Origin of the sequence: Winogradskyella pelagia, assembly GCF_017581965.1 — a bacterium.
GTDB lineage: Bacteria > Bacteroidota > Bacteroidia > Flavobacteriales > Flavobacteriaceae > Winogradskyella > Winogradskyella pelagia.
In genome coordinates, this window is record NZ_JAGEVF010000003.1 from 149,760 (window position 1) to 172,438 (window position 22,679).

17 protein-coding genes are annotated in these 22,679 nt (G+C 37.2%); 13 read left to right on the forward strand and 4 right to left on the reverse strand.

Annotated features, from left to right (window positions below; genetic code table 11):
* Positions 1–37 precede the first annotated feature (37 nt).
* The 6 genes from J4050_RS05140 (at position 38) to J4050_RS05165 (ending at position 7,248) form a co-directional block, all read left to right on the forward strand.
* Positions 38–2,242 (forward strand): bifunctional alpha,alpha-trehalose-phosphate synthase (UDP-forming)/trehalose-phosphatase, encoded by a 2,205-nt coding sequence (locus tag J4050_RS05140; RefSeq protein WP_208152952.1) that lies wholly within the window; start codon positions 38–40, stop codon positions 2,240–2,242.
* A gap of 10 nt (positions 2,243–2,252) precedes the next feature.
* Positions 2,253–2,879: a TMEM175 family protein gene (locus J4050_RS05145; RefSeq protein WP_208152954.1), complete on the forward strand. Its 627-nt coding sequence runs from the start codon at positions 2,253–2,255 to the stop codon at positions 2,877–2,879.
* A 72-nt stretch (positions 2,880–2,951) separates the two neighbouring features.
* Positions 2,952–4,298 carry a M28 family metallopeptidase gene (locus J4050_RS05150; RefSeq protein ID WP_208152956.1) on the forward strand — a complete coding sequence of 449 codons (1,347 nt, stop codon included), beginning with the start codon at positions 2,952–2,954 and terminating at the stop codon, positions 4,296–4,298.
* Positions 4,299–5,930 (forward strand): M1 family metallopeptidase, encoded by a 1,632-nt coding sequence (locus J4050_RS05155; protein WP_208152958.1) that lies wholly within the window; start codon positions 4,299–4,301, stop codon positions 5,928–5,930.
* A gap of 5 nt (positions 5,931–5,935) precedes the next feature.
* A complete protein-coding gene (locus J4050_RS05160; protein ID WP_208152960.1) occupies positions 5,936–6,499 on the forward strand; it encodes a YdeI/OmpD-associated family protein in 564 nt (187 codons plus the stop codon).
* Positions 6,500–6,513: 14 nt separating this feature from the next.
* Complete coding sequence (locus J4050_RS05165; RefSeq protein WP_208152962.1) at positions 6,514–7,248, forward strand: DUF2490 domain-containing protein; 735 nt, start codon at positions 6,514–6,516, stop codon at positions 7,246–7,248.
* Here J4050_RS05165 and J4050_RS05170 read toward each other — a convergent pair.
* Together J4050_RS05170 and J4050_RS05175 are read right to left on the reverse strand one after the other, a co-directional pair.
* Positions 7,245–8,702 (reverse strand): MoxR family ATPase, encoded by a 1,458-nt coding sequence (locus J4050_RS05170; RefSeq protein ID WP_208152964.1) that lies wholly within the window; start codon positions 8,700–8,702, stop codon positions 7,245–7,247. The two genes, J4050_RS05165 and J4050_RS05170, sit on opposite strands and share 4 nt — an antisense overlap.
* Positions 8,703–8,711: 9 nt before the next feature.
* Positions 8,712–9,857: a vWA domain-containing protein gene (locus tag J4050_RS05175; RefSeq protein ID WP_208152966.1), complete on the reverse strand. Its 1,146-nt coding sequence runs from the start codon at positions 9,855–9,857 to the stop codon at positions 8,712–8,714.
* A gap of 113 nt (positions 9,858–9,970) precedes the next feature.
* Here J4050_RS05175 and J4050_RS05180 point away from each other — a divergent pair, with 113 nt between their 5' ends.
* Positions 9,971–13,171, forward strand: coding sequence for a WD40/YVTN/BNR-like repeat-containing protein (locus tag J4050_RS05180; protein ID WP_208152968.1), 3,201 nt, complete (start codon positions 9,971–9,973; stop codon positions 13,169–13,171).
* A gap of 64 nt (positions 13,172–13,235) precedes the next feature.
* Here the strand turns inward: J4050_RS05180 and J4050_RS05185 are convergent, their stop codons facing one another.
* Positions 13,236–14,390, reverse strand: a complete 1,155-nt coding sequence (locus J4050_RS05185) for an alpha-hydroxy acid oxidase (RefSeq protein ID WP_208152970.1) — start codon at positions 14,388–14,390, stop codon at positions 13,236–13,238.
* 18 nt (positions 14,391–14,408) lie between these two features.
* On the reverse strand, positions 14,409–15,086 hold the full coding sequence (locus J4050_RS05190; protein ID WP_208152972.1) for a Crp/Fnr family transcriptional regulator: 678 nt from the start codon (positions 15,084–15,086) through the stop codon (positions 14,409–14,411).
* Between the two features lie 109 nt (positions 15,087–15,195).
* Between J4050_RS05190 and J4050_RS05195 the strand changes: the two genes are divergently transcribed.
* From J4050_RS05195 to ccoG, 6 genes are all read left to right on the forward strand, one after another.
* The gene (locus tag J4050_RS05195; RefSeq protein WP_208152974.1) at positions 15,196–17,571 is read left to right on the forward strand and encodes a heavy metal translocating P-type ATPase; all 2,376 of its coding nucleotides are present in this window, start codon (positions 15,196–15,198) and stop codon (positions 17,569–17,571) included.
* A gap of 74 nt (positions 17,572–17,645) precedes the next feature.
* The gene (ccoS, locus tag J4050_RS05200) at positions 17,646–17,831 is read left to right on the forward strand and encodes a cbb3-type cytochrome oxidase assembly protein CcoS (RefSeq protein ID WP_208152976.1); all 186 of its coding nucleotides are present in this window, start codon (positions 17,646–17,648) and stop codon (positions 17,829–17,831) included.
* 10 nt (positions 17,832–17,841) lie between these two features.
* A complete protein-coding gene (ccoN, locus tag J4050_RS05205) occupies positions 17,842–20,058 on the forward strand; it encodes a cytochrome-c oxidase, cbb3-type subunit I (protein ID WP_208152978.1) in 2,217 nt (738 codons plus the stop codon).
* 6 nt (positions 20,059–20,064) lie between these two features.
* Positions 20,065–20,253, forward strand: a complete 189-nt coding sequence (locus J4050_RS05210) for a CcoQ/FixQ family Cbb3-type cytochrome c oxidase assembly chaperone (RefSeq protein WP_208152980.1) — start codon at positions 20,065–20,067, stop codon at positions 20,251–20,253.
* Complete coding sequence (locus J4050_RS05215) at positions 20,250–21,233, forward strand: cbb3-type cytochrome c oxidase N-terminal domain-containing protein (RefSeq protein WP_208152982.1); 984 nt, start codon at positions 20,250–20,252, stop codon at positions 21,231–21,233. Before J4050_RS05210 ends, J4050_RS05215 begins: the two co-directional genes overlap by 4 nt.
* A gap of 21 nt (positions 21,234–21,254) precedes the next feature.
* Positions 21,255–22,679, forward strand: coding sequence for a cytochrome c oxidase accessory protein CcoG (gene ccoG, locus J4050_RS05220; RefSeq protein WP_208152984.1), 1,425 nt, complete (start codon positions 21,255–21,257; stop codon positions 22,677–22,679).

The following is a 22,679-nucleotide window of genomic DNA, read 5'->3' on the forward strand; positions in this document are numbered from 1 at the left end:
TGTTTAAATTAACGAAATAAGAACCGCATAACAAAATATGAGTAATTCTAAAACCATTATAGTCTCAAATAGACTACCACTACAAATTTCAATTGAAGATGACAAACTAGAGGTTTCAGCTAGCGTTGGAGGTCTAGCTACTGGCATGAAATCAGTGCATACCGAAGGAAATGGTATCTGGGTTGGCTGGACAGGAATAACTGACGAAGACCTAAATCCCAAATTACGAGATACCGTCAATAAGCGTGTTAAGCAGGAAAAATGTGTTGCTGTAAACCTCACTGAGCAAGATATTGAGGATTATTATCTGGGATTTAGCAACAAAACCTTATGGCCACTGTTTCATTATTTTATGGAATATACCGCTTTTGAAACTAAAGAATGGAACGCATATGTAGAGGTAAATCAGAAATTTGCAAATGCGGTCTTAGAGCAATTAAACGATGGCGATACGGTTTGGGTTCACGATTACCAACTGCTTTTAGTACCAGAAATGATAAAAGCTAAAAAACCCTATACAACCATTGGTTTCTTTTTACATATTCCATTCCCATCTTATGAAATTTTCAGAACTTTTCCTTGGCGTAGTGAGGTGTTGGAAGGAATGCTCGGGGCAGACCTCATCGGTTTCCACACCTATGATTACGAACGTCATTTCCTAAGTTCTATAAAACGTATACTACGATTAGAAGTCAATTTCAACGAAATTAGTTATCATAATCGTATTATAAAAGTAGATTCCTTCCCAATGGGAATAGACTATCAAAAGTTTTGGAATGCAGCTCTTAAACACAATAGCGACCATGAGGAAAAATCTGATTTACAGCGACGTTTAGACGAACATATTGATCCAGAACATAACAAAAAACTTATTCTATCCATTGACCGAATGGATTACACCAAAGGCATACCTAACAGGCTTAGGGCTTTTGAATATTTTCTAAACGCTTATCCGCAATACAAGGAACACGTGAGACTCGTAATGCTGGCAGTTCCGTCGCGATCTAATGTTCCGCAGTATATAAAGCTAAAAAGGGAAACAGACGAGCTTGTGGGTAGAATCAACGGCCAGTTTGCCACCGTGAGCTGGACACCTATTTGGTATTTTTATAGATCCTTACCATTTAGTGATTTAATAGATTTATATACATCGGCAGATGTGGCTTTAATTACCCCCGTAAGAGATGGGATGAATTTAGTAGCTAAAGAATATGTAGCTACCAGAACCAACACTGATGGTGTACTCATTCTCAGCGAAATGGCTGGTGCAGCTAAAGAAATGAATGAGGCCTTATTAATTAATCCCAATAGTTATGATGATTTTGCAAATACCTTGAAGCGTGCTTTAGAAATGCCAGAAGCTGAGCAAAAAACACGAATGAAGTTTTTACAAAAACGACTAAAGCGTTATGATGTTGAGAAATGGGCAAAAGAATTTTTAAGCGCATTAAGAGCTACAAGAGAATTACAAGAAGTGATTGTTGCGAAAGAATTAACCGTAGCCGACGCTTCAAAAATTAAAACCGATTATAACAATGCTGAAAAACGCTTAATACTGCTGGATTATGACGGTACCCTAACAACATTTACGGACAATCCTCAAGATGCTAAACCAGATGACGCCTTGTTTGAATTACTCGATACCCTGCAAGAGGATGAGAATAACAATCTTGTTCTTATAAGTGGAAGGGATAAAGAAACGTTTAACAACTGGTTTGGTGAAAAGTCCTATAATCTAGTTACTGACCATGGAGTGTGGCTTAGACATCATAAGGAATGGGTTGAATTAGAACGCCTCAAAACCGATTGGATGACTAGACTACTGCCAATCCTAGAAACCTTTGTTGACCGCACACCAGGAACATTTATAGAACGTAAAAACTATTCTTTAGCATGGCATTACAGAACTGCTGACCCGGAACTGGCTCAAATAAGAACAACAGAGCTTAAAACAGTTGTTACCAGTATGATTGCTAATAATGATTTGTCCTTGTTAGAGGGCAATAAGGTTATGGAAATTAAAAGCAGTAACGTCAATAAAGGAAGAGCCACCAATAAGCTCTTATTAGATGTAGACTATGATTTTGTATTGATTGTAGGAGATGATTGGACGGATGAATATATGTTCGAAGAAGCTCCCGAATTTGCCTATTCGATAAAAGTGGGTTATAAGAAAACAAAAGCGAGATATCAAATAAAATCTCCAAAGCAGGTAAGAGAACTTTTAAGTAGTTTAAAATAAAACCTAAAGTATGTACAAACATTCTAGAGGTAGAATAACGGCTCTAAGTGATGGTATTTTTGCTTTTGCCGCAACATTAATGGTTGTAGATATAGGTACAACGATAGATATTAAAAATATTGGAGCACAACTACCGCTATTTACAAGTTTTGGTGTAGCTTTTTTTGTAATGATGCTGTTATGGAAAGTGCATTATAATTTTTTTCAACGTACCAAATATGTAGATAATTGGATTATTACCGCGAACATCTTGTTATTGTTTACTATTCTCTTTTATCTGTTTCCATTGAAGACATTAATTAATTCCATTACACAACAAATTGGAATGACGGCAAATGACCTCTCCCAACTATTCATGCTATATGGTGGCGGATTTGTTTTAATTTTTGCATCCTACTCTTTTCTCTATTGGAAAGCCTATAAGAGAGACATAGAAAATAACAACCGCCTGAAGTTGAAATTCTTTTGCTCTCATTTCCTCATTTTTGTAATTATTGGGATTGTGTCTGTAATTCTATCAGCATTTCAACTAGGTATTAACTTTGGGTTTCCCGGATTCGTTTATGCCTTGCTTGGACCACTGTGTTATTTCAACGGAGCCTTTTTTAGAAAAAAACATCCTAGTGTATTTACCTAGGTGTTAACACTTCTTTAAAACTATACAGATTCTAAAAGCTTAATTTTACCATTAACCAACACCAACGAGAATATGAAATATGTTTTTACCCTTTTTTGTATCGTAGTTTCAGGATATTCATTATCTCAAACCGATTCAAAACTCTATGATATCATAGATGCAGTTTCCGAAGAACGCCTTAGAAATGATGTTAAAACCCTTGCTGATTTTGGCACTAGGCATACCCTTAGTGACACAGTATCTGAAACTAGAGGTATTGGGGCTGCACGTCGATGGATAAAACGACAGTTCGACCTGATTTCGTCAGATTGTAATGATTGTTTAGAAGTCTCGTTTCAGAATAATTTCTTTGAAAAAGGGACTAATCAACGTATTGTTAAGGATGTTAATGTTGTAAATGTAGTGGCCATTCAACGCGGTACAACCTATCCCAACCGTTACATTATTATGAGTGGTGATATTGATTCTAGAGTATCAGACCCAACAGATTATACCACAGATTCACCTGGAGCCAACGATAATGCTACTGGTATGGCAGGCGCAATTGAAGCGGCAAGAATACTTTCAAAATATAAATTTGAGAATAGCATCATTTACACAGGTTTATCTGGTGAAGAACAAGGGCTCTTTGGTGGGCAAGGTCTTGCAAAATATGCAAAAGACAATAATTGGGAGATTATTGGTGTACTTAACAACGATATGATTGGTAATATTACAGGCGTTGACGGTGTCATAGACAATAGAACATTTAGAATATTTTCTGAGCCAATCACGACGGATATAACCGATTTACAACAATTGGCAAGACAAGCCAGAGGAAGAAGGTTTTATGGTGGTGAAGTTGATGGAATTTCAAGACAATTGGCACGTTATGTTCATAATACAACAAAAACTTACATGCCAGAAATGAATCCAATAATGGTATATCGCTTAGACAGATTTGGGCGAGGTGGTCATCACAGACCATTTAATGATTTGGGGTTCGCTGGGATAAGAATCATGGAGGCTCACGAGAACTATACACAGCAGCATCAAGACATTAGAACAGAAAATGGTATTTCTTATGGCGATACTTTTGAACATGTTAATTTTCCCTATTGCAAAAAATTAACTGCTGTTAATGCCATTAATTTGGCAAGTTTAGCATCAGCACCACCTGCACCTAAAGAAGTTGGTATTGGTGGTATCGTTGAAGCGTCCGCGAGATTAAAATGGTCTCCGGTGGAAGGTGCAAAAGGCTATAAAATTTATTGGCGGGATACAACTTCACCTACTTGGGATCAAAGCAGGTATGTTGGCAAGGTAACTGAATTCACTTTAGAAGGTATTGTAATTGACAATTTTTTATTCGGTGTTGCAGCCGTAGGCGAAAATGGTCATGAAAGTGTTGTTGTATTTCCAAATCAAATAATGAGGTAGATGAGCAAATTACCAATATATCTTTTAGTTTTTTTTTGTTGCTCATTTAGTTTTGCACAATTACTTCAAGAAAAGCAAAACTTTACACGTCAAGACTCCCTTAGAGGAAGCATAACTCCTGAGCGCGAATGGTGGGATTTAACCTATTACCATTTGGACATTGAGGTAAAACCAGAAAAAAAGTTCATATCGGGAAAAAATACCATTCAATATAAAGTACTGAAACCCTATCAAACCATTCAGATTGATTTACAATCACCAATGACCATTGAAAAGGTTATACAAGATGGCGAAAACTTAGATATAAAAAGCGAGGGAAATGCCCATTTTATTTATTTAAAAACGCCTCAAAATATTGATGATGTTAATACCATAGAAGTGTATTATAAAGGTCATCCTCGCGAAGCTAAGCGTGCACCTTGGGATGGCGGCTTTTCTTGGAAAAAAGATAAAAACGGAAATCATTTTGTGGCGACATCCTGTCAAGGCCTAGGTGCAAGCGTTTGGTGGCCAAATAAAGATCATGGCTACGACGAAGTGGATAGTATGCTTATAAGTGTTACCATTCCAAAAGGATTGACCAACGTCTCTAATGGTCGCCTCAGACAGCTCGAAGACTTAGGAGAAAAAGTAAAATCACACTGGTTTATATCTAATCCAATCAATAATTATGGTGTTAATGTCAATATTGGTGATTATGTGAATTTTTCAGAAGTGTATAGAGGTGAAAAAGGTCCTCTCGATATGGATTATTGGGTACTTAAAGATAATCTGGAAAAAGCAAAAGAACACTTTAAAGATGCTCCCAAAATGATGAAAGCTTTTGAGCATTGGTTTGGTCCTTACCCCTTTTACGAAGATAGTTTTAAATTGGTTGAAGTACCCTATTTAGGTATGGAACATCAGAGTTCCGTTACTTACGGCAACCAATTTACCAAGGGCTATTTAGGAAGAGACTTATCACAAACGGGTTGGGGTTTAAAATTTGATTTCATCATTATTCATGAAGCTGGTCACGAATGGTTTGCCAATAATATCACCAACAAAGATATCGCAGATATGTGGATTCACGAGAGCTTCACGGCCTACTCTGAAAATCTGTTTTTAGACTACTACTATGGTACGGAAGCAGCATCTGATTATGTTATAGGTACAAGAGCTAACATAAGAAATGACAAGCCTATTATCGGAAAATACAACGTCAATAACGAAGGGTCAGGCGATATGTATTATAAAGGAGCAAACATGTTACACACCTTACGTCAACTGATTGAAGATGACAGTCTATGGCGAGAAGTTTTAAGAGGTTTGAACAAAAAATTTTATCACCAGACCGTAACTACAAAACAAGTTGAAGATTACATAAGTAAAAAGACTAAGAAAGATTTAAGTGCTTTTTTCAATCAATATTTGCGTGATTCGCGAATTCCCATCTTAGAATATAAATTAAGTAACGGTAAATTATCTTATAGATATATAGATGTTGTAGATGGTTTTGATATGCCAATTGAAGTTATAATCGGAGTTAAAAAGGAGTGGATATTTCCTAAAACACAATGGCAAACAAAAACTGTTTCCACAGACGCCTTCAAAGTGGATAGAGATTTTTATATTTATTCCAAGCAACTCTAAATGGTTTGGAAATCCCAGAATTATATTTTGAACGTGATGTAGATTGGTACGATTGGCTACTAAGTAATCACAGCCAATATCAGGCCGTTCATCTCATCTTTTATAAACTCGAAACGGGTATGCCTACGATGCGGTGGGAAGAGGCTGTAAAAGTTGCCCTCTGTTTTGGTTGGATAGATTCTACCGTAAAAAGCTTGGGTAACGGTAAACGCAAACAATATTTTTCACCTAGAAATCCTAAAAGTACCTGGAGTGCTTTAAATAAAAAGTACATCTTTGAGCTTGAAAAAGCTAATCTATTACAAGAACCAGGTTATAAAATCATAGAATTAGCTAAGCAATCTGGTAAATGGAGCGAAATGGATGATGTAGAAAATGGTATTATTCCGCCAGAACTTCAGAGCGCATTTGACCAAAACCCAAAGGCTTTTATAAATTACCAAAACTTCAGCCGAGGCTACAGAAAAAGTTATTTATCTTGGCTCAATAGTGCTAAACGCGAAGCAACACGTCAAAAAAGGATAGAAGAAATCATAAGGCTTTGTGAACACAACAAAAAATCACGTTAAAAGCGTTATTAATTGTGAAACCTATTATTAAAATACTATTAAAAAAAACTTACCTCTTAGTTTTTATGGGAGCGCTCATACATATAGAGGCTCAAACTAATGATATTGATAACATTAACAGCTTACAGATCTGGGGAGACATTACTCTCAAAACTCAATTAACTGACAATTGGTCAACTGGAGGTGACTTTGGCTTGCGCCATTCTGCAGACCACCCTTTATTTTGGCAATTTTATTTAAGACCCAATATCAATTACAAATTGACGAAAAGAGTAAACTTTTCATTAGGTCTTGGTTCTTTTAATACATTTATAAAAGACCTATTTAATACTTACGAGTTTCGAGTTTACCAAGACACAAATATTAATTGGCCTGAATTGGGGTTTTTTAGCATTTTACATCGATTTAGATTTGAACAACGATTTTTCAATTTTAGTGAAAAATCCATTCAAAATGATTCAAGGTTAAGAGCTAGGTATCTTATTGGAGTTAAAACAGGAAGCTTTAAACTTCTTGGAAATAAAGCAAGTACAGCTTTCATCAGTTTAGAACCATTTTTTCCACTCGCTGGTTCAAAAAATAATTTTGCTGTGAATAATTTCCGATGGGATACTGCAATAAGTTTCCAGATGAATGAAAACTTAAAACTAGAGCTACATTACATTCTTCAAACTTCAAACATTCCCTTATTGGCAGACAAATCAGTAATCGAAAATATTATTAGGTGTAGAGCCTATTTAAATATTTAGATTCCCTTTATAAAACTGCCGTATGGGTCCTGAAATTGCAACCCTTCTGAATATCTATATTTACTGAGTTTCTTAAACTGTACTAATCCCCAAAGGACAAACTCTTTTTCAAAATAGATATCACGGTCGTCAATATCTGGTTGATACTCCTTAACTAAATCAGTTAATGGTACTATCTCGTCTAATTTTAACCGATAGGTGCTATCATCAAAATCATCCAATAACTGAAACCCATCACTGTTAAAAAACCAAGAAATTAAATCATCATAAGGTGTTTCTTCATCTTGTTTCTGTAGTTTCTCAATCTTTGGAAAGTATTTAGGAAAAAGGGTTTTAATAGCATTATCCATTAGGGTTTGAGCTACAAAATCAGCACCCTCTTGTTCCCCTTCATAAACCAATTCAACTTTACCTGTAATACTTGGAATAACGCCAATAAAGTCTGATAAACGAACAGCTGTAGTCTCTTCTCCTGCAAGTAAAGCTCTGCGCTCAGCCGTACTCAACAGATTTTCATAAGCCGTTATACTCATTCTAGCGCTTACACCACTCTTTACATCAATAAACTCACTTTCACGAGCTTCAAAACTTATTTGTTCTAACAAGTCCTTGGCTAAATCAGGTACATAAATATGGCTCTTCTGTGCATCCCCAGAATTTGCTTCTTGTTCAGTTATAATTCTTGCGGTTTCAATAGTAGCAGGATAATGCGTCAATATTTGAGACCCAATTCTATCCTTTAAGGGCGTCACTATACTACCTCTGTTAGTATAATCCTCTGGATTCGCCGTGAATACAAATTGCATATCTAAAGGTAACCGCAATTTAAACCCACGGATTTGTATGTCTCCTTCTTGTAAAATATTAAATAATGCTACCTGAATACGCGCTTGTAAATCTGGCAATTCGTTAATTACAAAAATGCAACGATTAGCCCGTGGAATCATTCCATAATGAATAACGCGGTCATCTGCATAGCTTAGCTTAAGATTAGCCGCTTTAATAGGATCGACATCTCCAATAATATCAGCAACCGTAACATCTGGTGTGGCCAACTTTTCGGCAAAGCGCTCGCTTCTATGTAACCACGCGATGGGTGTGTTATCACCCTTGTCTTTAATGAGCTCGAGAGCATATCTAGAGATAGGATTTAAAGGATCATCATTAATTTCAGAACCTTCTACGTAAGGAATATACTCGTCCAGTAGGTTGACCATCATGCGCGCCAATCGTGTTTTGGCTTGGCCTCTCAACCCTAATAAATTGATATTATGTCGTGATAAAATAGCACGCTCCAGTTCAGGAATCACAGTATTTTCGTAGCCATGAATCCCTTCAAAAGTATTCGTTTTACTCTTAATATTTTTAACTAGATTATCTCTCAATTCATCTTTTATAGATTTTGATTGATAACCTGTGTCTTTTAACGCGCCTAAAGTTTTTATGTTTTTCATTTTTAGCAATTATCCTTTAATTCTTCTTTTTCTATTATTCTCATAATCTTCAAAAATCATTTCGCCCAAACCTTTCAGTCCTGTGTAAAAGGCCTTGCCTCTATTCGCCTGTGTAAACTCCCTTACAAAACTCATTAAATAGGGATCTTCTGCAATCATAAATGTTGTAATAGGAATATGCAAGCGTCTAGCTTGTTGAGCCATAGCGTAACATTTATTGGTAATATAGGGGTCAAGTCCATTACTATTTTTATAATACTGACCATCAGGCATGCGCAAGCAACTTGGCTTACCATCCGTTATCATAAAAATTTGCTTATTGGTATTTCGTTTGCGACGCAACATATCCATAGCTAATTGTAATCCCGCTACTGTATTGGTATGATAAGGCCCAACCTTCAAATAGGGTAAGTCTTTAATCTTAATAGGCCAGGCATCGTTTCCAAATACCAAAATATCTAAAGTATCCTTTGGGTAGCGTGTCATAATCAGTTCAGACAATGCCATGGCCACTTTTTTGGCGGGTGTGATTCGGTCCTCGCCGTATAATATCATGCTATGACTGATGTCAATCATTAATACCGTACTCATCTGGCTTTTATGAAGGGTTTCTTCAACAACCAAATCATCTTCGGTTAAGTTAAAATCACCAACACCATGATTGATTTGAGCATTTCTCAGACTTTCCGTCATAGATACCTTCTCTATGGCATCACCAAATCTATACCCACGAAATTCCCCTGTATGTTCATCTCCAATACCTAAACCTTTACTTCTATGGTTACCTGAACCACTGCGCTTAATTTTTCCGAATATATGCTCTAAAGCTTGCTTTCGTATAGCGCGCTCAGTCTTTTCTGTTATTCTTAGTTTTCCTTTACCATCTCCATCACCATCGCCAACAGTTGGGTCTATTTCCTCACGGATATACCCTTTATTTTTTAGGTCTTCAATAAAATCATCAATTGTGTATTCCGGTGTTGTGAGGTCGTACTCCTTGTCAAGTTGCCTCAACCAATCAATGGCCTCATCAAAATCCCCAGAGGTGTACGTAATTAACTCTTTGAAAATTTCAAAAAGCTTTTCAAATGGTGACTGATTTGGCGCTTCGTAAGTTTTAAAAACAAAACCCGCTTTCTTATTCTCTCTTTTCATTGCACCATAAAAATACTTCTTTTTAAAAGGCTATAACAAGCATTAACATCTCTTTTAGATTTAGCATCCGAGATTTCATTAATTTTAGCATTCACTAAACTAACCCAGAAATAATGAAACATTTTTTTTCCTTTGTTATGCTCTGCTGCATAACGCTTTTATCTGCTCAAGACTTTTCAATGGATATGGTCAAAAATATGGCCCCAAGAAATATTGGTCCTGGCGGAATGTCTGGTCGGGTCACTGCCATCGATGTTGTTTTAGATAATCCAGATATAATTTATGTAGGTACTGCTTCTGGTGGACTTTGGAAATCTACATCTGGAGGTATTAAATGGAATCCTATTTTCGAAAACGAATTAACAGCTTCAATTGGTGCTGTTGAAGTTCAACAATCTAATCCAAGTGTAATTTGGGTTGGTACTGGTGAAGGTAATCCCAGAAACTCACTCAATGGTGGTTATGGTATTTACAAATCTTTAGATGGCGGTAAATCATGGAAATCTATGGGTCTTGAGAAAACGAGACATATACATAGAATTATAGTAGACCCAACGAATCCAGATGTTGTATATGTGGGAGCGATAGGGTCTCCTTGGGGAGAACACCCAGAACGTGGTGTTTTTAAAACCACGGATGGTGGAAAAACGTGGAATAAGATTTTGTTCGCCAACAATAAAACAGGTGTTGCCGATATGGTAATGGACCCTAACAATCCTAATAAATTGTTTGTAGCCATGTGGGAACACAAGCGCGACCCATGGTTTTTTAATTCTGGCGGAGAAGGTTCAGGTCTTCATATGACGCACGATGGCGGAAAAACTTGGAAAAAATTGACTGACGAAGATGGATTACCAAAAGGAGATTTAGGTCGTATCGGTGTTGCTATTGCACCTGGAAAACCAAATATTGTTTATGCCTTAATTGAAGCTAAAAAGAATGCACTTTATAAAAGTTATGATGGCGGTTTTTCTTGGGAAAAAACGAATGATAAAAGCGATATAGGGAACAGACCGTTCTACTATTCAGAAATTTATGTCGACCCACAGAATGAAAACCGGATCTATTCCGTTTTTACCTATGTTAATGTATCTGAGGATGGTGGCAAAAACTTTGACCAACTCATGCCTGCCTATGGTGTTAGTAATGGTGTGCATCCAGATCATCATGCCTGGTGGATTCATCCCGAAGATGGAAGTTTTATGATTGATGGAAATGATGGTGGCATGAACATTACTAGAGATGGAGGAAAAACTTGGCGCTTTATAGGTAATATTCCTGTTGCACAATTTTATCACATCGCTGTAGACAACGAATTCCCGTATAACGTTTATGGTGGTATGCAAGACAATGGGTCCTGGCGCGGTCCGGCTTATGTCTGGAGAGCCCAAGGTATAAGAAACTCTTATTGGCAAGAAATTAGTTTTGGTGATGGATTTGATGTAGTTCCAGACCGCGACGACTCCCGCTATGGTTGGTCCATGAGCCAACAAGGCTCTGTGGTGAGATATGATTGGCAAACTGGTAACAATTATAGTGTAAAACCTACACACCCAGACCCAGAAGTACGTTTAAGGTTTAATTGGAATTCTGCTATAAACATGGATCCTTTTGATAACAGCACCATTTACTTTGGAAGTCAATTTGTACATAAATCCACAGATAAAGGTGAAACCTGGACTATTCTTTCTCCAGACCTTACTACCAATGATCCAGAAAAGCAAAAACAATCGGAAAGTGGTGGTTTAACCATGGATGCCACAGGTGCAGAAAATCACACAACGATTTTAGTTATAGAACCGTCTCCTGTTGAAAAAAATATGCTTTGGGTGGGCACAGACGATGGTCGCGTTCATTATACCACAAATGGTGGTAGCGATTGGGTTGAAGTAAGTAAAAATTTAAAAGGACTTCCAGAGGGAAGTTGGATTGCTCAAATTAAAGCGTCGAACAAAAATAAAGGCGAAGCACTTTTAATTGCCAACGACTACAGACGATTCAATTACACACCATATGCCTATCGTACGAAAAACTACGGTAAAACTTGGGAACGTATTGTTGACGAAAATGACGTCCAAAGCTATACCCTTGCAATAGTAGAAGATATGGAGGAGCCAAATCTAATGTTCTTAGGAACAGACGATGGGCTATACATTTCTATCAACGCAGGAGAAAAATGGACTAAATGGACGGAGGGTTTCCCTACCACTTCTGTTAAAGATTTGGTGATTCATCCTAGAGAACACGATCTTATAATTGGAACATTTGGCCGTGCAGCATGGGTTTTGGATGATATAAGACCACTTCGCGAGATGGCAAGGAATAAATCGGTCATAGTATCCAACATTAAGATGTTTGAGCCTCCAGTAGGTTATCAGGCCGCATATCAACAACCTACAGGAAGCCGTTTTGGTGCAGACGCCATGTATCACGGCGAAAATCGTGGCGGTGGAGCAAGATTTACCTATCTCTTTAATAAAAAAGTAATGCCGAAGAAGGATAGTGATAAGGAGGAGGATAAAAAAGATGATACCGAAAACAAGGAGGCTAAAATAAGTTGGGATTCATTGACTCTAAAAATTTATGATGGTAGTCGATTAATTCGCACACTCAAACGTAAAGTACCTAAAGAGAATGGAGTGCAAAAATGGGCTTGGTATATGGATGAAGCTGGAGTTGACAGGCCGTCTAGAACTATTAGAAAGCGCAATAGAGAACCAGGAGGCGTAAGCGTAAAACCGGGAACTTATAAGGCGGTGTTGCACTATGGAGACAAAACATCAGAAACTATGGTTAAAATCGAATCAGATCCAAGACTAGAGGTTTCACAAAAGAATATCAATGAAGTTTATGCTGCCTTAAAAAACCTTGAACAATTGCAACAGACCTCGGCAGATGCTGTGAAGCAATTGGTTGAAAGTAAAACCATAGCTGAAACATACAAAACCAATTTAACAAAACTTGATAAAGATGGATTCAAAGCGGAGATAAAAGCCTCTAAAGACATTGTAAAATCTATTGATAGTTTAATGGCTAAGTATTTAGGCAAGATTGACAAACGCCAAGGTATAACGAGAAATCCTGAAGTAACACCTCTGCAGCGATTAGGTACAGCGAGACGTTATGTAAGTAATAGCCAAGCAGGGTTAACCGCAACGGAAACTACATTGATTATGCAGGCTAAAGACGCACTAACCGTCTTATTTGAAGAAACCAATGCATTTTTCGATAAGGATTGGGTAGACTATAAAAATACCGTGCAATCTTTAAAATTAGATCCATTTAAATCTACCGAATCCTTTAAAACGGATTAAACATTACATAGAATAAAATTCTCAAGAACGGTCTGCAACCTTATTTACACAGTTTGCAGACCGTTTATTTATGAGATTTAAGCTCCTCTATCGAAGTTATACCTAGCTGCACCATATTATTTTTTAAGTCGTCCTTAAGAATATGAATAACATGGTCAGCACCATATGTGCCAAGAGCAGCAATACCATACAAAAATGGTCGTCCCAACATCACAAAATTAGCCCCTTCGTATAAAGCACGCATTATATCCAAACCTGTACGTATACCACTATCAAAGATTATGGGAACCTGATTACCAACCATTGCAGCAATATCTGGTAAAGCTTCAATAGAGGCTGGAGCACCATTAAACTGTCTACCACCATGGTTAGAGACCCAAATTCCATCTAAACCAATATCTATTGCTCTCTGAGCATCATCTGGGTGAAGTACGCCTTTTAAAACTACAGGGCCATCCCATAGGGCTTTTAATTTTTGGCAGTACTGCCAATCTAGAGTTCCTCCTAGGCGATTTCCTACAAAACCACTAACAAATTTAAAATCAGTAGTGTTGGTGTATTGCTCAACCGTACGCAATCGTGGTAGGCCATGTTTAAGCGTTTCATAGGTCCAAACGGGATGGGTTAACCCTTGCCAAATAAGTTGTGGCGTAATTTTAGGTGGAATGGTCATACCAGCGCGCTTTGTGCGTTCACGTCGACTGGCCATAGGAACATCTGCAGTTACTACCAACGTATGAAATCCTGATGCTTTTGCTCTGTTCAGTAATGATACAGTCAAATCCAGTTCTTTAGGAGGGTACAATTGAAACCATCCGTTATTCCCAACTAAAGGACCAATTGTCTCTGGAGTTTCTGTAGCAACCGTGCTCAGACAAAAGGGTATGGTATATCGTTTTGCAGCTGCTGCAAGATAATGTTCTGCTTTCGGCCACATCAACCCTGTTAAACCAACTGGAGCTATACCTATAGGGCAAGAATACGACTGACCGAACAGCTGTGTGCTGACATCAACTTCTATGTGACCTTTACAAAACTGCGGTGTAAACGTAATGGCTTCGAAGGCTTCCTTATTACGCTGTAATAAATACTCAGAACCAGTGCCAGATTCTAAGTACTCCCATGCCACATGAGGAATCCTAGACTTCGCCTTAATAGCTAAATCTTCTATAGCTGGAAATTTGTTGGAATAGTCCTTTTGGTACGTTTCGTAAGACATTAATTCTTCAAAATGGCTTTATTCCATCCACTTTAATGCATTATAGTCCTCAATCTTAATCTGCTTACCTCGCGTAGAAATAATATCTTCCTTTTTAAACTGGGATAATATCCGAATTGCAGATTCAGTGGCTGTTCCTACAATACTCGCATAATCCTCTCTTGATATTACAATACTGAGATAACCTTCGTCATCAGTTCCAAAATTATCATGGATGTACATTAGAATTTCAGCCATTCTGCGCTTCACGGATTTCTGAGCCATATTAACTAAGGACTCATCTGATTCTTTTAAATCGTGAGCCATAGTTTTTAGGACATCCATAGTAAACTTCGGATTTTTATTTAAATCCTCCATTATTTCACTTTTAGGAATAAAACACATTTCCATGTCGTTTAAGGCCACAGCACTAAGATTTGTTTTTTGTTCCGTAACTAAAGATCGTTTGCCGAGAAGTCCGCCTTTGACAACTAATTTTACGACTTGATCTTTGCCGTTTTCACTGAGTTTTGTGAGTTTACAGACGCCGTCTTTAACACAGTAAACGCCATTTAATGTTTCTCCTTCTTCAAAAATTACCTGACCTTTTCTGAAGATTTTACCTGTTTTGCACGCCGAAACGCGCATCAATTCTTCCCTTGACAAAGATTTTAACGAATTAAATTCTCTGACAATGCAAGATTCGCATTTGCTCATACCAATTGAATTTAGTTGACATAAAGATAAATAAAAGCTGACAAATATCATATTTTCTTAATTGACAAAATCCAAAATTTGCATTTAGGTATTATAGAGCAAATTGTTTATGGAAGAATCCACTTGCTATCATTGTGGAGATCACTGTGGCGAAAAGCCACTTCGTTTTCAAAATAAATCCTTTTGTTGTAACGGGTGCAAAACTGTTTTCGAAATATTTAACGAAAATGATTTAACCTGCTATTACGATTTACAAGATTCACCGGGCGCAGTACCAAAGGAAATTGAAGGGAAATATGATTTTTTATCTCAAGACAAAATCATTGATAAGCTTACGGAGTTTAGAAGTGACTCCATTGAAATCGCAACCTTATATATTCCCCACATTCATTGTAGCTCTTGTATTTGGATTCTCGAAAACCTCAACAAACTTAATCATAACATTAGCGATTCTGTAGTCAATTTTGGAAAGAAAACTGTACGTGTTACTTACAATAACGAAAATTCAAGTTTAAAAGAAGTTGTGCTGCTGCTCAGTGCCATAGGCTACGAACCCTATATCAGCCTCGACGATTTTAAATCTGGCGAAAAACACATTAATCGTTCTTTAATATACAAGCTTGGTGTTGCTGGTTTTGGCTTTGGAAATATCATGTTCTTATCGTTTCCAGAATACTTTGAGGTCAATGAGTTTTGGCTAGAGCAATACAAACATATGTTTAGGTGGATAATGTTTGTCTTATCAATACCTGTAGTCTTTTACTCGGCTCAAGATTATTTCAGTTCGGCATTTAAGGGATTGAAGGCTCGTATTTTAAATATTGATGTACCAATTGCTTTAGGCATCAGTGTCTTATTTTTGAGAAGTAGTATAGAAATTGCTTTTGACATCGGTTCAGGCTTTTTTGATAGTCTCGCCGGATTAGTTTTTTTCTTGTTATTAGGTAAATTTTTCCAACAAAAAACCTATGATTTCTTATCGTTTGAACGTGATTACAAGTCCTATTTCCCTATTGCCATCACTAAAGTCAACAAAAAAGGTAAAGAAGTATCCATACAAGTCTATGATATTAAAAAAGGGGATCGCTTGCTCATTCGAAACGAAGAGCTCATACCCGTTGATGGCATACTTATTTCTGGCAGAGGAAAAATCGACTACAGTTTTGTAACTGGCGAATCGCAAACGGTAACCAAATCCTCTGGAGACAAGTTGTTTGCCGGTGGAAAACAAACTAATGGTATTATTGAATTGGAGGCTCTGAAATCGGTTGAACAAAGTTACTTGACACAATTATGGTCTAACGATGTCTTCAACAAAGAAAAAGAAGATGGATTTACAAGTATTACAGACACCATAAGTAAGCACTTCACCTTAACCATCCTAAGTATTGCATTTATTGCCACTACTTATTGGCTCCTAACTGATGTCTCTAAAGCTATGAATGTATTTACAGCGGTACTAATCATTGCTTGTCCTTGTGCCATAGCTCTTTCAGCACCTTTTACTTTTGGCAACCTATTGCGAATATTTGGTAAACTTAAATTCTATGTGAAAAATGCTAGTGTTATTGAAAGATTAGCTCAGATTAATACAATTGTATTTGACAAAACAGGAACACTTACAGCCAACAAAGCTAGTCAAGCTATTTATGAAGGTGAAGCTCTAAATGCTAGGGAAGCACTAATTTTAAAGAACACCTTAAGAGGATCTAATCATCCGTTAAGTAGGACTTTATATGATATTCTAGAAGCTAATGATATTGTAACGTTAGACACCTTTACCGAGCATGTTGGAAAAGGAATTGAAGCCAAACACGACAATATTGCCCTAAAAATTGGATCTGCATCCTTTGTAGGAAGTGAAACTACTCCCAACAACTTAAATACCACTGTTCATATCAGCAGTAATGATTTGTACAAAGGCAAATACACATTTTACAACAGGTATAGAAAAGGAGTCGCTAAATTGTTTAACCAACTAAAAGCGCATTTTGATTTGGTGGTCTTGTCTGGTGATAATGAAGGAGAACGCGATAATCTTAAGAAACTGTTGCCAGGAAAAACCAAACTCATTTTTAATCAAAAACCAGAAGACAAACTAGATTACATCAAATACCATCAATCTGAAGGGGCAAATGTTATGATGGTAGGTGATGGATTAAATGACGCCGGAGCCTTGGCTCAAAGTGAGGTCGGTATCGCTATATCAGACGACATCAATGTTTTTTCACCAGCCTGTGATGCTATTCTCGATGCTTCAAAACTAAAATTTCTATATCAATATTTGAGAGCCTCAAAGGGTGCAATAAAAATTATTAAATGGAGTTTTGCTCTTTCTTTTATCTATAATATAGTAGGCCTTTATTTCGCTGTTACGGGACAATTAGCTCCTGTAGTTGCTGCTATATTAATGCCTCTGAGTTCTATTAGCATAGTAGTGTTTACTACGGTTTGCACTAATATTTTAGGCAGACGGTTAAAATAAATTATTCATTATGACAAATGTCATGTTTTACGTACAAACACAAGAGTATTTTTGATGCATAACTTCAATTAGGTATGAGCGTTATATATATTGTTTTAACGGTAAGTGTTATCGTAGGCGTAGGCTTTTTCATTGTGTTTTTAATGGCTGTAAAGTCTGGGCAATACGATGACAGTTATACACCTTCAGTACGTATTCTATTTGAGGACGAACTCGTTAAAGAAAAATCTAAACAATCAATAAAATCAAAAACTGACTAATTTTTTAAATATGGAAATGCAACAATTTTACTACGATAATAAAATCGTAAAAAAATTCCTCTACGCGACTATACTTTGGGGAGTGGTTGGAATGCTTGTAGGTCTGATCTTGGCCTTTATGTTTCTATTCCCAAACATGACCGATGGTATATCATGGCTAAGTTTTGGAAGATTAAGACCACTGCATACTAACGCAGTGATTTTTGCTTTTGTAGGTAATGCAATTTTTGCTGGAGTTTATTACTCCCTCCAACGCTTATTAAAAGCTAGAATGTTCAGCGACTTTCTCAGTAATATCAACTTCTGGGGCTGGCAATTAATCATTGTAGGTGCTGCAATAACATTGCCTCTAGGATTTACAACTTCAAAAGAATATGCAGAGCTTGAGTGGCCGTTTGATATCGCTATTGCCCTTATTTGGGTGGCCTTTGGTGTAAATATGATTGGTACTATTCTAAAGCGTCGCCAAAGACACCTTTACGTTGCGATTTGGTTCTATATTGCTACATTCGTGACCGTTGCAGTACTTCATATTTTCAATAGTTTAGAACTTCCGGTTAGTGGCCTTAAGAGCTACTCGGTTTATGCAGGTGTTCAAGATGCCCTTGTACAATGGTGGTATGGCCATAATGCGGTTGCATTCTTCTTAACCACGCCATTTTTAGGACTCATGTATTATTTTGTTCCCAAGGCAGCAAATAGACCTGTTTACTCATATCGCTTATCCATAGTTCACTTTTGGTCACTTATATTCATATACATATGGGCTGGTCCTCACCACTTATTGTACACCGCCTTACCCGAATGGGCTCAGCACCTTGGGGTTGCATTTTCAGTGATGCTAATAGCACCATCTTGGGGTGGTATGATCAATGGTTTACTAACGTTACGAGGCGCATGGGATAAGGTAAGAACCGACCCAGTACTTAAATTTATGGTTGTTGCTATAACGGGTTATGGTATGGCCACTTTTGAAGGCCCAATGCTATCCTTGAAAAACGTTAATGCCATTGCCCACTTTACGGATTGGATTATTGCACACGTCCATGTTGGTGCTTTAGCTTGGAATGGCTTCTTAGCGTTTGGTATGATATACTACCTAATTCCAAAATTATTCAAAACACGTCTATTCTCGGTTGGCCTGGCCAATTTACATTTCTGGATAGGTACCTTAGGTATAATTCTTTACGCACTTCCAATGTATGTCGCAGGATTTACCCAAGCAAGTATGTGGAAACAATTTAACCCTGATGGCACATTAGTTTATGGTAATTTCTTAGAAACTGTTACAGAAATTATACCGATGTACTGGATGCGTGCCATTGGTGGTACATTATATATTACTGGTATGCTCGTCCTTGTTTATAATGTGGTTATGACTGTTGTTAAGTCTGACTCAAAGGTAACAGACGAGCTTGCTGAAGCACCAGCTCTTAAACGTGTAACTAAAGGACGTGTTGCAGGTGAAGGCTGGCATACCTGGCTAGAAAGAAAACCTGTTCTACTAACAATTTATGCAACTGTCGCAATCTTAATTGGTGGTATTGTTCAAATCGTTCCAACCTTGGTTGTTGAATCCAACATTCCAACAATTAGTAGTGTTAAACCATACACAGCATTAGAACTTGAAGGTCGAGACATTTATATAAGAGAAGGTTGTGTGGGCTGTCACTCACAAATGATACGGCCTTTTAGAAGTGAGGTAGAACGCTACGATTGGACCTCCGACAAGCAATACTCCAAAGCTGGCGAATATGTTTACGACCATCCGTTCTTATGGGGAAGTAAACGTACAGGTCCAGACTTGCACCGACTTGGTGGAAAATATTCAGACAATTGGCACTTTAATCATATGTACGATCCACAAAGTACCTCAAGTGGTTCTATAATGCCCTCTTACAAATGGTTAATTGTAGGAGAAGGTGCGAAATTAGACAAGTCTATGACGGAGAAAAAAATGGAAGCTATGGTTTCGCTTGGTGTTCCATATACCGAAGAAGATATTACCAATGCTCAAGCTTCTATGCTAGAGCAAGGTACCCAGATAGAAAAAAATCTTTACAACGACCCGGATTTTGTAGAATCTTACGAAGCTGATAAAGCAGCTGGTGGCGAGAATTTTGTTGAAATGCGCAATCGTGAAATTGTAGCAATAATTGCTTATTTGCAACGATTGGGTACAGATATAAAAGTGAAAGATGACGAAAATATAACCGCTCAAAACTAATTCGCCATGCTAAAATTTATAAAACATCATATGGACAGCATTACCGGTATTGAAATATACCCAGTAATCTCCCTGCTCATTTTCTTTTTATTCTTTGTGGTACTATTCTATTGGGTAATCACAGCAAAAAAAGACTACATAAATAAAGTGAGCCAAATACCATTAGAAAACCAAGAAAACGACACATTATCATGAGAAAACTAATCCCATCATACATTAGAGTACCTGTGATATTCTTTGCAATCGCAGGCTTAGTTGAGTACTTCATAGATTCAGGTGATGAACCTGCATTTATGCAGCCCGTAGTATTATTGTTTCTTCTATTAGTATTTCTAATTCTCATAGCTATAGAAGGTATTGTCAGTTCTATGGACAATATTTTATTTCAAAGTTTGGACGAGAAAGCTAAAGAAAGATACTTAGCCCAACAGAATGAATTTCCACTATTCAATAAAATAAGTGCTCTCTACAAAAAGCTTGTAGGAGGTAAACCTATTGAAGAAGAAGGTGAAATTATTTTAGACCACAATTATGACGGCATCAAAGAGCTAGACAATAACTTACCGCCTTGGTGGTTATATGGTTTCTACGCTACAATTTTATTTGGAGTTGTTTATATGGTCCGTTATCATGTTCTTGGAGCAGATGACCAAGTTGCTGAATACGAAATAGAATATGCAGAAGCTCAGCGCGCTATTGAAGAATACAAAAAAACAGCAAAAAACCTTGTAGATGTAAATACTGTTGAGGTATTAACCGAAGCTTCAGACCTTAATGCTGGTAAAAAGATTTTTGAAGCTAATTGTGTGGTTTGTCACATGGCTGATGGTGGCGGTGGTATAGGACCGAACCTTACTGATGAATATTGGATTTTAGGTGGTGGAATTAAAAATGTTTTTAATACCATTTCAGAAGGTGGTCGTGCCGGAAAAGGTATGGTATCCTGGAAAGCAGATTTAAAACCTTTGGAAATGGCACAAGTAGCAAGTTACCTATTACAATTTCAAGGGACTACACCAGCCAAACCAAAAGCAGCTGAGGGTGAGATTTGGGTTGATGACACTATTCCTGCAGAAAGCGATGAATCAATGGAAGGTGAAGACTCAAATGCAACACCAGATGATACCGAAGAAACAGAAATGACAGAAACGACTACTGTTGTTTCAAATGATTAAATAAACAAATGCTCACCACCTATGGAAGCGCCACAAAATGAAGTTTTTAGAGATACCATTGCTACCATCAGTGAAGAAGGTAAACGCAATTGGATTTTCCCTAAAAAACCTTCTGGCCCTTTTTACGACAAGCGCAAGGTAGTAAGCTATATTTTATTAGCTTTTCTATTTGCGGCACCGTTTATAAAAATAAACGGAAATCAATTTTTAATGTTCAATGTCCTAGAAAGACGTTTTAACATTTTCGGTTTTCCGTTTTGGCCTCAGGATTTTCACCTCTTTGTGATTTCCATGATAATAGCTGTAGTTTTTGTCACGTTGTTTACAGTTGGCTTTGGTCGTATTTTTTGTGGGTGGATTTGTCCTCAAACCATTTTTATGGAAATGGTTTTTAGACGTATTGAATACTGGATTGATGGCGATAGAAATAAACAAATACGCTTGGCAAAGCAAAAATGGGATGCCGAAAAAATAAAGAAAAGATTATTTAAGTGGTTTATTTTCTTAGTCATTTCATTTTTAATAGCTAATATTTTCTTGGCTTATCTTATAGGAAGTGATAAACTTATACAATATGTCGTAGACGGTCCTTCTGCTCATGTTGGCACTTTAGTTCCACTTCTAATATTTACTGCGGTATTCTACTTTGTGTTTGCTTGGTTTAGGGAGCAAGTGTGCATTATAGCATGTCCTTACGGACGCCTGCAAGGTGTGTTATTAGATAATAAATCTATAGTTGTTGCTTATGACCATAAGCGTGGTGAAGCTGAAAACGGAAGAAAGAAATTTAGAAAAAATGAAGATAGAGAGGCACTAGGCCATGGTGATTGTATTGATTGTTTTCAATGTGTACATGTATGCCCAACAGGTATTGATATAAGAAACGGAACACAATTAGAATGCGTTAATTGTACAGCCTGTATTGATGAGTGTGATACCATAATGGATAAAATAGGTCTGCCTAAAGGGCTCATACGCTACGCCAGTGAGGAGAATATTGAAAAGAAAACACCATTTAAACTGACCTCGCGAATGAAGGGCTATATTGCTGTTTTAGTGATTTTAACGGGTGTACTTTTAGGTATGTTAGCCTTAAGAAATGATGTGGAGGCGAGGGTACTTCGTCTGCCAGGGCAATTGTATGAAAAGAAAGACAATAATATTATTAGCAACGTTTACACCTATAAACTGGTAAATAAAACGAGTGAAAATATTGAAGATGTAAGCTTTAAACTTAGAGGTATAGATGGTACTATCAAACTAGTTTCTACGGAGGAAAGCTTCGTCGTAGAATCACAGGGCTTGGCAGAAGGAACCTTATTTATTGAGCTTAACCAAGCTAATCTTTCTGGAGATAAAAATGAAATAATGATAGAAGTATATAGCAAGGACCGTTTAATAGAAACCACAACTGTGAGTTTCCTTGGCCCAAGAAGCTTCTACTAA

What these genes read in the sequence shown, in the direction of transcription:
- J4050_RS05140 (WP_208152952.1), top strand. Translation starts at nt 38, where the DNA reads ATGAGTAATTCTAAAACCATTATAGTCTCAAATAGACTACCACTACAA.
- J4050_RS05145 (WP_208152954.1), top strand. Translation starts at nt 2,253, where the DNA reads ATGTACAAACATTCTAGAGGTAGAATAACGGCTCTAAGTGATGGTATT.
- J4050_RS05150 (WP_208152956.1), top strand. Translation starts at nt 2,952, where the DNA reads ATGAAATATGTTTTTACCCTTTTTTGTATCGTAGTTTCAGGATATTCA.
- J4050_RS05155 (WP_208152958.1), top strand. Translation starts at nt 4,299, where the DNA reads ATGAGCAAATTACCAATATATCTTTTAGTTTTTTTTTGTTGCTCATTT.
- J4050_RS05170 (WP_208152964.1), bottom strand. Translation starts at nt 8,702, where the DNA reads ATGAAAAACATAAAAACTTTAGGCGCGTTAAAAGACACAGGTTATCAA.
- J4050_RS05175 (WP_208152966.1), bottom strand. Translation starts at nt 9,857, where the DNA reads ATGAAAAGAGAGAATAAGAAAGCGGGTTTTGTTTTTAAAACTTACGAA.
- J4050_RS05180 (WP_208152968.1), top strand. Translation starts at nt 9,971, where the DNA reads ATGAAACATTTTTTTTCCTTTGTTATGCTCTGCTGCATAACGCTTTTA.
- J4050_RS05185 (WP_208152970.1), bottom strand. Translation starts at nt 14,390, where the DNA reads ATGTCTTACGAAACGTACCAAAAGGACTATTCCAACAAATTTCCAGCT.
- J4050_RS05190 (WP_208152972.1), bottom strand. Translation starts at nt 15,086, where the DNA reads ATGAGCAAATGCGAATCTTGCATTGTCAGAGAATTTAATTCGTTAAAA.
- J4050_RS05195 (WP_208152974.1), top strand. Translation starts at nt 15,196, where the DNA reads ATGGAAGAATCCACTTGCTATCATTGTGGAGATCACTGTGGCGAAAAG.
- ccoS (WP_208152976.1), top strand. Translation starts at nt 17,646, where the DNA reads ATGAGCGTTATATATATTGTTTTAACGGTAAGTGTTATCGTAGGCGTA.
- ccoN (WP_208152978.1), top strand. Translation starts at nt 17,842, where the DNA reads ATGGAAATGCAACAATTTTACTACGATAATAAAATCGTAAAAAAATTC.
- J4050_RS05210 (WP_208152980.1), top strand. Translation starts at nt 20,065, where the DNA reads ATGCTAAAATTTATAAAACATCATATGGACAGCATTACCGGTATTGAA.
- J4050_RS05215 (WP_208152982.1), top strand. Translation starts at nt 20,250, where the DNA reads ATGAGAAAACTAATCCCATCATACATTAGAGTACCTGTGATATTCTTT.
- ccoG (WP_208152984.1), top strand. Translation starts at nt 21,255, where the DNA reads ATGGAAGCGCCACAAAATGAAGTTTTTAGAGATACCATTGCTACCATC.